At 68.5% G+C, this 14,767-nt stretch carries 15 protein-coding genes and 1 pseudogene (1 of these 16 only partly in view); 8 read left to right on the top strand and 8 right to left on the bottom strand.

The genetic code is table 11. The annotated features are described in order from the left end of the window. Positions 1–16: 16 nt before the first annotated feature. From ygfZ to mgsA, 3 genes are read right to left on the bottom strand one after another with little or no spacing between them, the layout of a single operon-like run. Complete coding sequence (gene ygfZ / locus MARKY_RS01700; protein WP_013703143.1) at positions 17–1,009, bottom strand: CAF17-like 4Fe-4S cluster assembly/insertion protein YgfZ; 993 nt, start codon at positions 1,007–1,009, stop codon at positions 17–19. 53 nt (positions 1,010–1,062) lie between these two features. Next, positions 1,063–1,293, bottom strand: a complete 231-nt coding sequence (locus MARKY_RS01695; protein ID WP_013703142.1) for a hypothetical protein — start codon at positions 1,291–1,293, stop codon at positions 1,063–1,065. Next, the gene (gene mgsA / locus MARKY_RS01690; RefSeq protein WP_013703141.1) at positions 1,271–1,657 is read right to left on the bottom strand and encodes a methylglyoxal synthase; all 387 of its coding nucleotides are present in this window, start codon (positions 1,655–1,657) and stop codon (positions 1,271–1,273) included. The genes MARKY_RS01695 and mgsA overlap by 23 nt, the downstream gene beginning before the upstream one ends. A gap of 44 nt (positions 1,658–1,701) precedes the next feature. Here mgsA and MARKY_RS12035 point away from each other — a divergent pair, with 44 nt between their 5' ends. The 4 genes from MARKY_RS12035 to sppA all read left to right on the top strand — a co-directional run bounded on the left by MARKY_RS12035 (position 1,702) and on the right by sppA (position 5,193). After that, entirely contained in the window at positions 1,702–2,046 is a 345-nt protein-coding gene (locus MARKY_RS12035; protein ID WP_013703140.1) for a type 1 periplasmic-binding domain-containing protein, read from the top strand. Beyond that, the gene (locus MARKY_RS01680) at positions 2,043–3,098 is read left to right on the top strand and encodes a M42 family metallopeptidase (protein ID WP_013703139.1); all 1,056 of its coding nucleotides are present in this window, start codon (positions 2,043–2,045) and stop codon (positions 3,096–3,098) included. The genes MARKY_RS12035 and MARKY_RS01680 overlap by 4 nt, the downstream gene beginning before the upstream one ends. 75 nt (positions 3,099–3,173) lie before the next feature. Further along, complete coding sequence (locus tag MARKY_RS01675; protein ID WP_013703138.1) at positions 3,174–3,497, top strand: nucleotide pyrophosphohydrolase; 324 nt, start codon at positions 3,174–3,176, stop codon at positions 3,495–3,497. A gap of 61 nt (positions 3,498–3,558) precedes the next feature. Next, entirely contained in the window at positions 3,559–5,193 is a 1,635-nt protein-coding gene (sppA, locus tag MARKY_RS01670) for a signal peptide peptidase SppA (protein WP_013703137.1), read from the top strand. On the opposite strand, the gene MARKY_RS01665 is transcribed toward sppA, so the two are convergent. From MARKY_RS01665 to MARKY_RS01655, 3 genes and pseudogenes are all read right to left on the bottom strand, one after another. Beyond that, positions 5,190–6,698: a carboxypeptidase M32 gene (locus tag MARKY_RS01665; RefSeq protein ID WP_041657764.1), complete on the bottom strand. Its 1,509-nt coding sequence runs from the start codon at positions 6,696–6,698 to the stop codon at positions 5,190–5,192. The genes sppA and MARKY_RS01665 overlap by 4 nt on opposite strands. A gap of 46 nt (positions 6,699–6,744) precedes the next feature. Next, entirely contained in the window at positions 6,745–7,527 is a 783-nt protein-coding gene (locus MARKY_RS01660) for a carbohydrate kinase family protein (protein ID WP_013703135.1), read from the bottom strand. 1,309 nt (positions 7,528–8,836) lie between these two features. Further along, a pseudogene (locus tag MARKY_RS01655) lies at positions 8,837–9,936 on the bottom strand (transposase). Positions 9,937–10,101: 165 nt separating this feature from the next. On the opposite strand from MARKY_RS01655, the gene MARKY_RS01650 reads away from it, so the two are divergent. Genes MARKY_RS01650 through meaB form a run of 4 tightly spaced genes read left to right on the top strand, consistent with a single transcriptional unit; the run spans position 10,102 to position 13,228 of the window. Next, positions 10,102–11,040, top strand: coding sequence for a Stp1/IreP family PP2C-type Ser/Thr phosphatase (locus MARKY_RS01650; RefSeq protein WP_013703133.1), 939 nt, complete (start codon positions 10,102–10,104; stop codon positions 11,038–11,040). Between the two features lie 9 nt (positions 11,041–11,049). Continuing rightward, the gene (locus tag MARKY_RS01645) at positions 11,050–11,427 is read left to right on the top strand and encodes a RidA family protein (RefSeq protein WP_013703132.1); all 378 of its coding nucleotides are present in this window, start codon (positions 11,050–11,052) and stop codon (positions 11,425–11,427) included. Then, complete coding sequence (locus MARKY_RS01640) at positions 11,427–12,263, top strand: universal stress protein (RefSeq protein ID WP_013703131.1); 837 nt, start codon at positions 11,427–11,429, stop codon at positions 12,261–12,263. Before MARKY_RS01645 ends, MARKY_RS01640 begins: the two co-directional genes overlap by 1 nt. 41 nt (positions 12,264–12,304) lie before the next feature. Then, on the top strand, positions 12,305–13,228 hold the full coding sequence (meaB, locus tag MARKY_RS01635) for a methylmalonyl Co-A mutase-associated GTPase MeaB (RefSeq protein ID WP_013703130.1): 924 nt from the start codon (positions 12,305–12,307) through the stop codon (positions 13,226–13,228). Here the strand turns inward: meaB and MARKY_RS01630 are convergent. Together MARKY_RS01630 and MARKY_RS01625 are read right to left on the bottom strand one after the other, a co-directional pair. Next, on the bottom strand, positions 13,211–14,524 hold the full coding sequence (locus MARKY_RS01630) for a nicotinate phosphoribosyltransferase (protein ID WP_013703129.1): 1,314 nt from the start codon (positions 14,522–14,524) through the stop codon (positions 13,211–13,213). The two genes, meaB and MARKY_RS01630, sit on opposite strands and share 18 nt — an antisense overlap. After that, positions 14,509–14,767: the 3' portion of an NUDIX hydrolase gene (locus tag MARKY_RS01625; RefSeq protein ID WP_013703128.1), read on the bottom strand. It continues 182 nt past the right edge of the window; the window shows 259 of its 441 coding nt (coding positions 183–441); its start codon lies beyond the right edge, outside the window; the stop codon is at positions 14,509–14,511. Before MARKY_RS01625 ends, MARKY_RS01630 begins: the two co-directional genes overlap by 16 nt.

Raw genomic sequence — 14,767 nt, 5'->3', positions numbered from 1 at the left:
CGCCCCGCTCAATTTATCAATCAACGAATGGCAGCGCGGCCACCTCAGCCGCCACCCCCCCGACCTCCACCCGGTCCCCAGGCTCGAGCGCCTTCCCGAGCACCGCGAGGGCCACCGCTCCCAGCCGGGGGGAGCGCACCACCGTTCCCACCTGGCCCACCGCCCGACCCTCGTGCGTTACCTCCGCGCCCGAAGGCACCACCTCCCCGAGCCGCAGGCCCATCAACCGGCGACGGACGTTCCCCCGCGCCTCCAGGCGCGCCATGATCTCCTGGCCCAGGTAACACCCCTTGCCGGGGTGCACCAGGTCCTCGAGGCCCACCTCCTGGGGCAGCCGCCCCAGGGCCTCGGGCAGGTCGGGGATCCCCCGCTCGACCCGCCACACCTCCAACGCCCCCCGCCCCACCGGGGTCGCGCCCGCCGCGCACAACGCCCGCCACGCCGCCTCCGCGTCCTCCACGGGCACGACCAGGGCGTACCCGTGCGCGTCCCGGGCCAGCAGGCCGCCCTTCACCTCCACGAAACGCCCCGCCTCCGGCAGCGCGTACCCAGCACGCCCAAGCACCTCGCCCGCCTTGGGCCCCACCAGCCGGAACTGCGCCGCCTCAAAGGGTTCCAGCGCGACCTGGTCGAAGATGATGTACCGCCGAAAGCGCGCCTCGAGCGCTTGGCTCATCCCCGAGGGGGCGGTGATCCAAAGCGCCTCCCCCCGGTGGTACACCGTGCCGAAGAGCTCCACCTGGCCCCGCGCGTTCAAAAACAGGGCCTCCACCACCCCGCCAGGCGTTAAAGCCTTGATGTTCGCTGTGCACTGGCCGTTCAGGAAATCCACGCGGTCCGCGCCGGAAAGGGCCAGCACCCCGCGCTCGCTCTGGTCCACGAGGCCCGCCCCCGTCCGAAGGGCCGCGTGCTCCGCCGCTTCATTCCCATAGCGCCACGGCACGGCCACGCCGCGAACCTCGGCGTACACCGCCCCTAGCGCGTCGTGCAGTCGCTTCAGCCCGCTCACGCTACCAGTCTACCCCCGAGCGCAACGGGCTAAACGTGCCGTGCGAACCGGCACTAGGCCTGAATGAACGGCCCTCGAGGCCCCGGCCCGCCGCCCGAGCTCCGCGCCGCGCCATGCTGCACGCCGATCACGTACGCCAGCTTGAGGAGCGCGAGCAGCTTCGCGCCGTCCCCGGCCCGCACCAGCTCCTCCACGTACGCCGCCAGCCCCTCCGGGACCGGCAGGCGTTCGAGGAGCTCGCGGTTCTCCTCGAGCAACGCCTCAAGCAGCTCCCTCAGCTCCATGCTCCAACCACGCCAACACCGCCTCCGCAGCGGCCAGGTTCGTCGCCAGCGGGACGTTGTGCACGTCGCAGATGCGCATGAGGGCCGACACGTCCGGTTCGTGCGGCTGGGCGGTCAGGGGATCCCGGAAGAAGATCACCGCGAGCACCCGGTCTTCCGCGACCATGGCCCCGATCTGCAAATCCCCCCCCAACGGCCCCGAAGCGAGCGTCCGTACCGTAAGCCCCACCTTCTCCCGGAGCAACCGGCCCGTAGTCCCGGTAGCCACCAGGTCGAAACGGGCGAGGGTTTCGCGGTGATCCTTGGCGAAGCTGATGAGGTCCAGCTTCTTCCCGTCGTGCGCGATCAGGGCCAACGCCTTCACACCCCTTATATTAAGGGCTGCCCGCGCCGCCTATACTGTTCCCTGTGAACGAGGTGCTTTTCGGCAAACGCGCCATCCTGACCCGCACGCGCCCCGAGGACGCCCCGCACCTGGTGATGTGGTGGGCCGACCCCGCGTACCAGAACCCGCCGCGCAAGGTGCCCTTCGGGGAAGGCGAGCGCTACTACCAGGAGTGGATTCAAAGCGGCCGGCTCGTGCACTACATCCTGCGCGACCCCGCGGGCCAACCGGTGGGAGCCCTTTGGTACGACCCCGAAACCCGCCGCATCCAGACCCTCGCTCCCAAGCATCAAGCCGCCCTGGTTCAAGACGGCCTCACCGCCTTCAAACGCGCCCTCGAGCAGGACGGACGGGAGGTGGTGGAGTGAAGCTCGAGCTGGACCTTGCCTTCCTGGAGCGGCTCCTCGGAGCCATCGGCCCTACCGGCTTCGAGGACGAGGCCGCCCGGGTCTGGTGCGCTCAGGCCGAGACCTTCGCCGACCGGGTGGAGCGGGATGCGCACGGGAACGCCTACGCCCAGATCAACCCTGGCGGCACCCCGCGCCTCATGCTCGCCGGGCACATCGATGAGATCGGCGTGATCGTCACGCACATCGACGACGACGGGTACGTCTACTTCCAAGGGCTTGGCGGCTGGGACCCCCAGGTCCTCGTCGGCCAGCGCCTCCGCTTCCTCGGCCCCCAGGGCAGCGTGCTGGGCGTCGTGGGGCGCAAGCCCATCCACCTCCTCGAGGCGGCCGAGCGCGAAAAAGCGGTCAAGATCGACGAGTTATGGGCGGACATCGGCGCAAAGGACGGGGCGGAGGCCCGCGCGCACCTCGAGGTCGGCGCGGTCGGCGTGATCGCGCAGCCCCTGGAACGCCTCCTGGGTCGCCGCGTCGCCTCGAAGGCCATCGATAACCGCATCGGGGCCTTCGCGGTCCTCGAAGCGCTCCGTTACCTGAAGGCGGCCGGGGTGGCGGCCGAGGTCACCGCGGTGGCCACGGTCCAGGAGGAGATCGGAGCGTACGGGGCGCGCACCGCGGCTTATCGCCTGCGGCCGGACACCGCGCTCGTGGTGGACGTGACCTTCTGCAGCCGGCAGCCGGGGGTGGACAAGAAGAAGTGGGGGGAGGCCCCCCTCGGCTCCGGCGCGAACCTCGCAGTGGGACCGTTCGTGCATCCCAAGGTGCTCCGGCGGCTTCGGGAGCTCGCGGAGCGGGAGAAGGTGCCGTACACGCTCGCGGCACACTGGCGCTTTAGCGGCACGGACGCGGACGAGATCGCTCTGGTGCGCGAGGGCGTGCCCTCCGCGGTCGTCTCGATCCCCAACCGGTACATGCACTCCCCGTCCGAAGTGGTGGACCTCGGGGACGTGGAGGCCGTGGTACGCCTGCTGGCCCTGTACGCGCAAGCGCCCGTTACGGACCTCGTTCGCTAAGCCTCCGGGTTGCGAACCCCCACCGCAGCCTAAGCCCCAGCAGGGAGCCTACGCCGCGCGCGTATAATCCAGGGGATGAGCCTCACGCTCAAGGACCTCCAAGCGCAGGTAGACGCGTGGATTCGCCAGTTCGAGGAGGGGTACTTCCCGCCCCTCCTCATGCTCGCCCGCATGACCGAGGAGGTGGGAGAGATCGCCCGGGTCCTAGCACACCAACACGGGAAGAAGCCCAAGCCGGGCGAGGCGGAGGGCGAGCTCGCGATGGAACTCGCGGACCTGCTGTTCGTCCTGGTCTCCATGGCCAACAGCCACGGCATCGACCTCGAGGAGGCCTTCACCCGGGTGATGCAGAAGTACGAGGCGCGGGACCGCACCCGCTGGACCCCCAAGCGCGACTAACGCCTCCTAATCCCCGGCACGTGAACGCCCTCCATCGATGCGAGAGGGTAAGCTTAGGAGTATGGCACACCACTGGTTTGCGGACCTGCGCCACAATACGCGGGCCCTTCTCCACCGCGGGCTCGCGGCCCTGCCCGGAGAACGCCCCCGGTGGGTGGTCCTCGAGATCGGCGGCCCCTACCCCGCGCGCCGCCCCACCGGGCGGATCTGGGGGTTTGAGGAGCGCGCGGAAACCCTCGAGCAGCTGACGGAAAAACTCCAGGCCCTCGCTCAGGCCCCGTGGGTGGAGGGGGTGGTGCTAAGGATCGAGGGGCTGCGCGCCCCGTACGGGACGGTCTTCGCGCTGCGCGAGGCCGTCCAGCGTTTGCGCGACGCGGGAAAGCAAACCCTCGCGTACCTCACGCGGGTGGATTTTTCCAGCTACTACCTCGCGAGCGCGGCCCAGACCATCGCGGTTCCGGAAAGCGCCGAGTTCTCCCTGCTCGGCCTCAAGCTCTCCGTGACCTTCGTGAAGGACTTCCTCGACCGCTACGGGATTCGCTTCGAGAAGCAAGCGATCCGGGAGTACAAGAGCGCAGGGGACAACCTCGTGCACTCACGGATGAGTGAAGCGAACCGCGAGCAGTACACCACGCTTTTGGAGCGGTTCTTCGAGGTCTTCGCGCAGGCCGTAGCCGAGGCACGCGGCGTGGACCCCCAGACCGTGCGGGACTGGATAGACGCGGGCATCACCTCCGCTAAGGAGGCCCAAGCCCGCGGCTTGGTGGACCGCGTGGCCTACGAGGACGAGCTCATCCAAAAACACCACCAGCCCTACCGGGCCGCGGCGCGCTTCCTGCCCCCCAAGCTCCGCGTCTTCTCCGCGCGGCGCGTCGCGGTCGTCCCGCTCGTAGGCGCGATCGTAACCGGCCCCTCCCGCCGCGTGCCCCTCCCCCTCCCCATCCTAGGTGGGGACCAGGCCGGCTCGGAAAGCCTCCTGCGCGCGCTGCGGTTAGCGGAGGCCGACCCCAAAACCGCGGCGATCGTGCTGTACGTGGACTCGCCCGGCGGCTCGGCCCTGGCGAGCGACCTGATCCTGCGCGAGGTCGCCCGGATCAAAAAGACCAAGCCCGTCGTCGCGGTCCTGGGACCCGTCGCGGCCTCCGGCGGGTACTACGTCGCGTGCCAAGCGACCCGGATCGTGGCGGCCCCCACCACCCTCACGGGCTCGATCGGGGTGGTGACTTTGTTCGGAATCCTCGAGGAGTTCAACCACCGCTACGGGCTGAACCCCGAGGCGATCACCCTAGGGCGGTTCGCCGAGCTCGGCACCAGCCGCCGCGCCCCGACCGAGGAGGAACGCGCGCTGATCCAGCGGTACATCGAGGAGGTCTACGCGCGCTTCGTCGCGCGGGTCGTGGAGGGCCGGGGCCTCGAGCCGGCGCGCGTGGACGAGATCGGGCGCGGGCGGGTCTGGGCTGGGCAGGACGCCCTCGAGCTCGGCCTGGTGGACGAGCTGGGGGACGTGGAGCGCGGCCTCGCGCTCGCGCGTGAACTCGCCGACCTTCCCCCCGACGCCCCCGCCTGGAACGTCCCGATGCCGAAACCCTTGATCCTGCCGCGCCCGGACCAGCCCAGCGCCTTCCTTAAGGTCCTCGCGCCGCTTCTGGCGGAGCGGGCGCTCCTGCTGCACCCTGAGGTCCTCGAGATCCGCTAGACCTCGTAGAGCGCGCCGAACTTCGCGTTCAGGTACCGGATCAGTGGCTCGGGGCTGACCTCCTCCCCGGTCACTGCCCGCACCAGGTCGCGGGGGTGGTAGCGCATGCCCTGGCGGTGGATCTGCTCGCGCAACCACTCGAGGAGCGGCGCGAACTCCCCCTGGGCGAACATCGCCTCGAGGTCCCCCAACTCCTCCTGGGCTTTTGCGAAGAACTGCGCGGCGTACAGGTTCCCCAGGGTGTAGGTGGGGAAGTACCCGATCAGCCCGGCGGACCAGTGCACGTCCTGCATCACGCCGTCCCGGTAGTCGGGGGGGGTCAGGCCGAGGTAGGCGCGCATCTTCTCGTTCCACGCCTCGGGCAGGTCCGCCACCTCGAGCTCCCCCCGGAGCAGGGCCAGCTCGAGCTCGAAGCGCAGCAGGATGTGCAGGTTGTACGTGACCTCGTCGGCCTCGACGCGGATCAGGCTGGGTTCCACCGCGTTCACCGCGAAGTGGAAGGCCTCCAGGTCCACGTCCTTTAGGGCCTCGAAGTGGCGCTGCGCCTCGGGGAAGAAGTACCGCCAGAACCCGAGGCTGCGCCCCACCATGTTCTCCCACATGCGGGACTGGGACTCGTGGATACCCAGGGAGACCGGCTCGCCCATGGGGGTGCCCCAGTGCTCGGCGGGCAGTCCTTGCTCGTACATGGCGTGCCCCGCCTCGTGGATCGTGCCGAAGAACGCGCCGGAGAAGTAGTTCTCGTCGTAGCGCGTGGTGATGCGCACATCCCCCGGCCCGATCGCGATCGCGAAGGGATGCGCGGTGGGATCGAGGCGGCCGGCCTCGAAGTCGTACCCGATCCGGGCCGCAACCGCCTTAGCGAAGGCCTCCTGCGCGGAGCGGGGGTAGTGCCGGTGCAGCACCGAGGTGTCGGGGCGGCGCGGGGCGTTTTGGATGCGGCCCAACAGATCCACGAGCGCCTCACGCAGCCGGGCGAAGATCGGTTCGAGGCGCGCCGTCGTCTCGCCGGGCTCGTACCCGTCGAGCAGAGCGTCGTAGGGCTCGCGCTCATACCCCAGGGCCTCGGCCACCTCCCGCGTGAGCTCGAGCACCTTCTCGAGGTGCGGCTTGAAGGCCGCCCAGTCGTTTTGGGGGCGGGCCGCCTCCCAAGCGGACTCGGCCTGGGCGGTGGTGCGGGCGAGCTCGACCGCGAGGCGCTCGGGAATCTTCCGGGCCTTTTCGTAAGCCCGCCGCCACTCGCGGATGTTCACCGCCTCGGGCGCGGTGGGCTCCTGGGTGAACTCGCTGCCCTCGAGGATCTCGAGCATCTCCCCAATCCGGGGGTCGGTGGCGCGTTGGTGGAGCAGCTTGGTGAGTAGGGCGACCTGCTGCGCGCGGTGCGCGTGCCCCTTAGGGGGGATCTGGGTGCGCTGGTCCCAGGCCAGTAGGGCCCGTACCGAACCCAGGTACGCGCTTTCCTTATGGTGGGTGAGCAACCATTCGTAGGCTTCGCGTGGACGCATGCCTTTATTCATCCCAGAAAATGACCGGCGGGTCAAGGCTGTGGCGCTACAGGGCCGCGGCCTGTGCGAGCGCGGCCTTCAGGGCTTCCTCCGGGTCCTCCCCCCCAACGATCCGTGCTAGGAAGGCCCCGTACACCGCGTCCTCCTGCCCCTTGGGGGGGGCGTCGAAAGCGTGCTCGCCGAACAGGTTGATCAACTTAAGCCCCTTGTCGCGGAAGTACAGCACGGTGTGCGCCAGCTGGAACAACTCGCCCGGCCGGAGGTCCAAGAGGTTCAGCGCCTCCTCCGAAACCTTGAGGTAGGAGAGCGGCAGGAACGGCCGCAGCACCTCGAGCAAATCCCCGCGGAACGCCCAGGGCTGGTAGTTCAAATCGAGGGAAAGCGCCAACCCTCGGCGGATCCCTTCACGGAACAACTTGACCGCGGTGGTGCGCGCTGGGTCCAAGCCGAAGGGCCAGGCCGAGGCGTGCAGGAGCGTACCGCCTTCGAAGAAGCTCTCGGGCGGGGTCTCGAGCTGGGCGTCAGCCATGCGGTAAGCGACCGCGTCCGTGCCCACAAGCTGGAGACTGGTGGGGAGCTGTGGGTCCTCCTGCACAACCCCCTCGACCCCCGCTTCGGCCAGGGTGCGGCGCACCACGCCTCCGTACGCGTCCCGGCCTACACGGGTTAAAAACCGTACCCGCGCGCCCTGACGCGCCGCCGCCAGCGCTTGTTTCAACACCGCCCCGCCCGGTCGCGGCGTGAAGTGGCTTACCTCCGATAGGAGCGCAGTACCACCGTCTCCGTCTCCAGAGAGTTCAATCAGCGCCTCACCAAATGCAAGCAACATGGAGTCTCTTGCCTCCTTAAACACCCTCCGGATCGCCCGGAGGCCCAACAACCCGCGGGTACACCTCGGGGGGGCGAAGCGCGGGACTCCCCCCCACCTCTAGGGTACCGCCTCGCGCGGGCTTCTACCACTCCACCCCGCCTACCTGCACGGCGAAGGGTGCGCCCCACGCTCCCGTTCCGGGTCATGTAAAAAACTCGGTTGAGTAAGAGGGGAGCCCTTAGTCTGGTTCTGCCATGAAGCCGACTGAGGACTCCCCGAGCTCCATCGTACCCTGTCCCCACTGCGGAGCCACCCGTGAGGAGAGCGGGGGCTACCGCAGACGCAAGCTGCGCACCTTTCGGGGCATCCAGGAAGTCAGAGTCAAACGGATCCGCTGCGCCCAATGCAAGCGCCAGAAACGAGCTCTCTACCCGGAGGACTGCCCTAGAAGCCGCTGGTACGCGATCTCCATCCAGGAGCACTTCCTCATCCTCGCAAGCCATCGCGCCCCTGAAAGCGTCCAAAACGATCTCGCCAAGAACCTGGGCTTCCCCCTCACCCGTCCCACCCGCCTCCGCTGGCTCAGGTCCGCGGGGGCCAGGGCCAAACGGCTCCTTCAGCGGGAGAACCGTCTTCTCCGAGGGCGGGTGTACTGGGGGAGTGTGGATGAATGGGCCTTTGGCCGGGGCCCCAAGGGGTACGGGTACCTTTACTTTGAGGCTTGGACGGGTTGCCCGCTGTGGGGAGACCTTGGCCATCGGCGGCGTTACGAGCGGGTGCGGGAGCTCCTTTGGAGGTTACCTCCAAGGCTGGGGGTGGTTTCGGACGGGGCGCAGGAGGTAGGGGAGGCGTTGGGCTGGTTGGGGCGGAGGCTGCTTTGGGCCCGGTGCGCTTTCCACCTGATGCGGGAGGTACGGGCCAAGGTGGACCGGAAGGCGTGGGGGGAGATACGGGAGGGTCTGAGGGTGCTGCGGGGGCTTGGGCCTGGGGAGAGGGAGGCGTTCTTTTGGAAGGAGCTTCTGCCCCGGTGGGGTAAGGCCTTGGAGGGCTGGGTGCGGGCTTGGGAGGGGTTGCAGGAGGCTTGGGGGGCCGAGGTACCGCCTCCTTGGACAAACAACGTGGCGGAGGTAGGGCATGGGCGATTGTGGCGGCGGCGCAGGCGGAGGGTGTTGCGGAGCCTGGAGGTGGGGGAATCCTGGTTGATGGTGGGGCTTTACCGGATGCGGCATCGGCGGATTGGGGAAAAGAGCCCCTGGGAAAGGCTTACGGGAACTCTTTCCCCAGAGTGCTGGTGGAGGCCCCTGGTGGGGAGGATAAAAGGGTCAACTCAAAACTTGCACCTCCCGCATATCCCGCATAAACCTTCACCCCCTCCCCCCGGCGGCCAGAGACCCAGGGCATAGAGCTCCCGCAGGGCGACCTGCACCACGAGCTCAGGCAAGAGAACCCGCGCCGCCCGCTCCCTGGCCTCCCGCCAGCTTCCTTCCCCCTCCATGCCCACCCAGTGGGCCAACAGGTAGGCCAGAAGGGAAAGCACCAGAAAACGGTGCACCCCCAAAGCCGTCCGCTGCCCAAACTGCCCCAGGGAGAACTCGCTTTTCGCGGCGCGGAAGAAGTGCTCTATGGCAAACCGCCTCTTTCCCCAAGTGAGCGCCGTCCGGGGCGTGGCGGGAAAGGTGGCCACCACGTACCGCCACTCCCAGCCCCCTTGGGGCAGGGGGTAGCGGTACCAGGCCACCCAGACCGGGAAGGAAAGCCCCCAAAGGTAGACCCGGCTCCCCTGCCGCCTGAGGTCCCCAAGCCTCCCCCCTTCCCGCAGCCTCCGGTCCCGCCGCATCCCCACCACCGCTTCAAAACCCAACCGCTTCACCCCGAAAAGGAACCGGTGGTGCCAAAGGCCGCATCCGCGGCCACCCGTATCCGGAAGGCCCGGCGCATCCAGGGGGGCAGAGAGGCCAGGAGGCTTAGGGCCAGGCGGGAGAGGGCCTTCTCCCCCTTGCCCCGCCAGAGGCGGTAGGCCCAAGGGATGCGGAGGTCTCCGTAGACGAGGTAGAGGACCACCAGATGGAGTCCCCACTTGCCGTGAAAAAAGGAGAGGGGCAGGGCCTGGAAACGGCCCCGCTTCTCCAGAGTGACTAGGTCCAGGACCACCAGGAGACGGGGCTTGGGGCCTTTTTTCTTTCTGGCCCGGTCCAGGGCTTTCTCGGCCTCTTTTCTTGCCAGGCGGATGAGAGCGCGGGTGGGCCAGGGGTAGCGGTTGAGGAAGCGAGAGAGGGCGGAGGGGGACTTGACCTGGCTGTGCTGGGGTCTGGCCTTGCCGTGGCCGTGGAGGAGGAGCAAGAGCAGGGCCTTGAGGGATTCCTGGAGGTGGGGGCTTGGCAAAAGGGCCAGGAGGGTCCAAAGTAGGGACAGGGCCGCTTGGGTCATGGCACCCGTCATCAGACGGGAAACCAGCGGCCCCTTTCAAGTGGTCCTGGCGCATAGGTATCCCCAGGGTGCATAAGTGCAAGTTTTGAGTCAACCGACTTTTTTACATGAGTCTCCCGTTCCGAGCCGCCGCCATGCCCTTGGGTCGGCTGGCATAATTCGCATATGCCCGCCCCGGAAGGCGCCACCGCCCTCGAGGCCGCTGTGCTGACCCACCCCGGGCGCAAACGCCACGTCAATCAGGACGCCGTGGGGCAGCGGTTCACCCCGTACGGGGGCGTCTTTATCGTCGCGGACGGGATGGGGGGGCACCGCACCGGCGAGATCGCTTCCCAGCTCGCCGTGCAGCACATCCTCGATCACCTCACCCACACGCCCCCCTCCCCCAGCGCCTTGCTCGAAGCGTTCGAGGAGGCCAACCACGCGATCTACGAGGCCGGGCAGCGCCCCGAGTCGCGGGGGATGGGCACCACCGCGACCGCGCTTCTGCTCGACCTGCCGTACGCCCTCATCGGGCACGTGGGGGATTCCCGCGCCTACCTGTTGCGCGAGGGCACCTTCACTCAACTCACTCAGGACCACTCCTGGGTGGCCGAGCGTGTACGGCAAGGCCTCCTCACCATGGAGGAGGCCCGCAATCACCGCTGGCGCAACGTGATCACCAACGCCCTGGGTTCCTTTCCCCACGCCCGGGTCGACCTGATCGGCCTCAAGGTCCGGCCGGGGGACGTGTTCCTGCTCTGCTCCGACGGGCTTTCCGGTGTGCTGGAGAACGAGGTGCTCCAGGAGGTCCTCGAGGCGCTGCCCCCCGAAGACGCCACACGGCGCCTGGTGCAGCTCGCGAACGAGTGGGGCGGCCCGGACAACATCAGCGTCGCGATCGTGCGGATCCAGCACGTTCCCGAAACCGCGCCCAAACCCTACGCCCTCCCCCTGGAGACCGGCGAGCCGGTCACCCTGCGCCTTGGGGAGGAGGCCGAGGCCGTGAGCACCCAGGTGATCGAGCCGTCCCGTCCTCAAAGCTTCTGGCGTAAGTACCGCGACCTCATCTTCCTCGCGGCGTACGTCGCGTTGTTGCTCTTCGTCCTACTCAACCAGCGATAGGAGGCAGTTATGAACCGAGTGCAGACCGACCGTGCCCCGCAAGCGATCGGCCCTTACAGCCAAGGCATCCAGGCCGGCCCGTTCGTCTTCGTCTCCGGCCAGATCCCCTTCACCCCCTCCGGGGAGCGCGTCTCGGGCGGGATCGAGGCCCAAACCCGGCAGGTTCTGGAGAACCTAAAGGCCGTCCTCGAGGCCGCGGGCAGCGGCCTGGACCGAGTGGTGAAGGTCACGGCGTACCTCGCGGATATGAACGATTTCGAGGCGTTCAACCGCGTGTACGGGGAGTTCTTCCAGGAGCCGTACCCGGCCCGTGCGGTGGTGGAGGTCGCGCGGCTCCCCAGGGACGTGCGGGTCGAGGTGGAGTGCATCGCGCTTAAGGGGGCCTGATGCGCATCCTGCACCCCACGGACTTCTCCGAGGCGGCGATGCGCGCCCACGCGGTCGCCCAGGCGCTCCGTACGGCCTTGAACGGCCAGCTGACCCTCCTGCACGCGATCGAACCCCCACCCCGGCCTTCCCCATACGGGGATTACTGGACGCCGGAGCTCGAGGCGCTCTTCCAGCAGGCGCGGCAGGACTGGAGCGCCGAGGCCCGCAAGCGCCTCACCACCCTGGACCCCGAAGCCCAGCTCGAGATCGAGTGGACCAAGCCCCTCCCCGCGATCCTGAAGTACGCCCAACGCGCCGACCTGGTGGTGATGGGCACCCACGGCCCGGAGACCCTCGCCGAGCGGATCCTCGGCTCGATCACCGAGCGGGTCATCGAGCTCGCGGGGAAACCCGTCGTCGCGGTGCGCGCCGAGGCCCGGGTCGAGCCTCTTAAGCACCTCCTCGTGAGCACCGCGTTCGCCGACCCCTCCCGCCGGGCCCTCGAGCTCGCCCACCGGATCGCCCAGGCTACCGGCGCGCGCTTGACGCTGCTGTACGTGGCGGAGCCCGTCGCGGACCCTCCGGTGCCCATCCACATGCCGGAGCCGCGCGCTCCCCGGCGCGACGAGGCGCACACGCAGCTCCTGGCCCGGCAGCTCGAGGCCCTTGCCCGCCCTTTCGGGGCTCGGCCGATGCTGCGCGAGGGGCCGCCCGCGAAGACCCTCCTCGAGGTCGCCGAGGAGGAGGCCGCCGACCTCATCCTCGTGGGGAAGAGCCGCCAGAGTCGGTTCCTGGGCTCGGTCACCCGGGAAGTGCTCGAGCAAGCCCCGGCCCCTCTCCTCGTTCATCCCTAACGCTTTCCACACAGCAAGAGCTAAAAGCGTAAAATAAAGGCATGAACGTCTCCGAACGCTTCCGCGAAGGCGACAAACGGGCCCTGGCGCGCGCGCTCACCTGGGTGGAGGCCGGCCTGCCCGAGGGGCGCGAGCTCCTCAAGCGCCTCCGCGGCCAGGGCACCGCCAAGATCGTCGGCCTCACCGGCAGCCCCGGAGCCGGCAAGAGCACCCTAGCCGACCGCCTCATCGAAGGCATCCGCGCCCGCGGCGAGACCGTCGCGGTCCTCGCGGTCGACCCCAGCAGCCCCTTCACCGGCGGCGCGATCCTCGGGGACCGCATCCGCATGATGCGCCACCACAAGGACGACGGGGTCTTCATCCGCTCCATGGCGAGCCGCGGCGCCCTCGGCGGCCTCGCCGGCGCCACCGTCGCCGCCCTCAACCTCCTCGAGGCCTTCGGCTTCGACTGGATCCTCATCGAAACCGTCGGGGTCGGCCAGAGCGAGGTGGATATCGCCCGCGTGGCTGACACCACCGTCCTCGTCCTCACCCCCGCCGCGGGCGACGCGGTCCAGGCCTTCAAGGCCGGCGTCATGGAGATCGCTGACGTCATCACGATCAACAAGTTCGACCTGCCCGGCGGCGAACGGCTGGTTCAGGAGCTCAAGGCCACCCTCGAGTTCGCCCCGCCTCGCCCCGCGGGCTGGCAGGTCCCGGTCACCACCGCGATCGCTGCCAAAGGCGAGGGCACCCAAGCTCTCCTCGAAGCGATCGAGGCGCACCACTGCCACATGGTGGCCCACGGCCTCCTCGAAGCGCACCGCCTCGAGCGCGCTCGTTTTGAGGTGGTAAGCGTCATCCAGGAGTGGGGCCGCCGCAGCGTGCAGGACGACGCCCTCGTTCGACAGGTCGCCGAGGGCCACCTCACGCCGGAGGAAGCTGCGGAACGGCTCCTGCGCGAAGCCCTACAAGCGGCGCACTAACGCCTCGAGGCGCGCGCTGTACCCCACCGGGTAGGCGGGCGCCTCCTCAAGCCGGATCACCCGCAAGGGCTCCGGCAAGGCAAAGATCCGGGCGCGCACCCGCTCCCGCAGCGCCCTAAGGTCCGCTGGCGGCTCGAGGCGCCGGCCGTCCACCATCACCTTGCGGAGCAGCGGACGGCCGGGAAGGTCCTCCCCCTCGAGGCCGATCACGTCGCGGAACCCCTCGCCTTCCTCGAGGCGCCACACCTGCTTCCTGGCCGGCAGGGTCAGCTTCCCCGCGCTCTTCTTGATGCGGGGGCCGTGCGCGTCCTCCACGAGCTTGTACACCCCGCCGAGGGCGGGCAGGTCCCACGAGACTCCCAGCCGGGTACCGACCCCGTACCCCCAGGCCACTCCCCCCTGCTCCCGGAAGGCCTGGATGCGGTACTCGTCCAGATCCCCCGAAACGATGAGCTTCACCTCGGGAAACCCCGCCTCGTCCAGGAGGCGCCGCACCTTCCGGCTCAAAGCGGCCAGGTCTCCGGAGTCGATCCGCACGCCAAAGAGCTGCCGCCCCCGCGCCCTTAGCTCCTGTGCGACCCGAAGTGCGTTGCGCGCGCCCTCGAGGACGTCGTAGGTGTCGATCAACAGCGTGGGGTTCGGGTGGTCCTCGGCGAATGCGCGGAAGGCCGAAAGCTCATCGGGAAAGCTCATCACGTACGCGTGCGCCATCGTGCCGACCACCGGGATCCCAAACGCCCGGCCCGCCGCGACGTTCGAGGTCCCGGCGAACCCCGCCAGGTAACTTGCGCGGGCGACCTTCAAGGCCGCGTCCACGCCGTGGTCCCGCCGCGGGCTGAAGTCCACCACCGAGGCCTCCAGCCCCGCCGCGAGCAAAACGCGCGCCGCTTTCGAGGCGATCAGGGTCTCGAAGTTCAAGGCGTTCAACAAAAACGTCTCGATGAGCTGCGCTTCGATGCGCGAAGCGCTCACCCGGACCAACGGCTCTCCAGGGAACACCACCTCCCCCTCCGGTACAGCCCAGACCTCGCCGCGAAAACGAAAGCCTCTCAGGTACTCGAGAAACTCCCGGTCAAACAAGCCCAGGGACTCCAGGTAGGCCAGGTCTTCCGGCTCGAAGCGCAGGTTCTCGAGGTAGTCCAGGAGGGTCTCGAGGCCGGCAAAGATAAGGAAACGGCGGTGCTCGGTCGGGGCACGTACGAAGTAATCAAACGTGGCCGGCCCGTTCAGGCCGCGTTTGAAGTAGGAATACGCCATGGTGAGCTCGTACAGGTCCATGGTTAAGGCTTCGCGCATAGTTTCCTCCAGCGGGAAAGGCCCTTCTTTAAAATGACACGTTCATTATCATACGTCAGCCGCGAGAGGGCATCCTCCACGGGCACCCAGGCCACGCCGTCCACCTCCTCAACCTGGGGTCGAATCCGCCCTCCCCGGTAATCCATTAGAAAGTAATGCACCGTCTTGGTCACCCGCACGTGCCGTCCGTTCTCCCGCACCGTGAAGTGGTAACGGATCGATCCAAGCGGGGCACGCACGCGG

Origin of the sequence: Marinithermus hydrothermalis DSM 14884, assembly GCF_000195335.1 — a bacterium.
Lineage (GTDB): Bacteria > Deinococcota > Deinococci > Deinococcales > Marinithermaceae > Marinithermus > Marinithermus hydrothermalis.
This window is presented reverse-complemented; position numbering and strand designations above follow the sequence as displayed.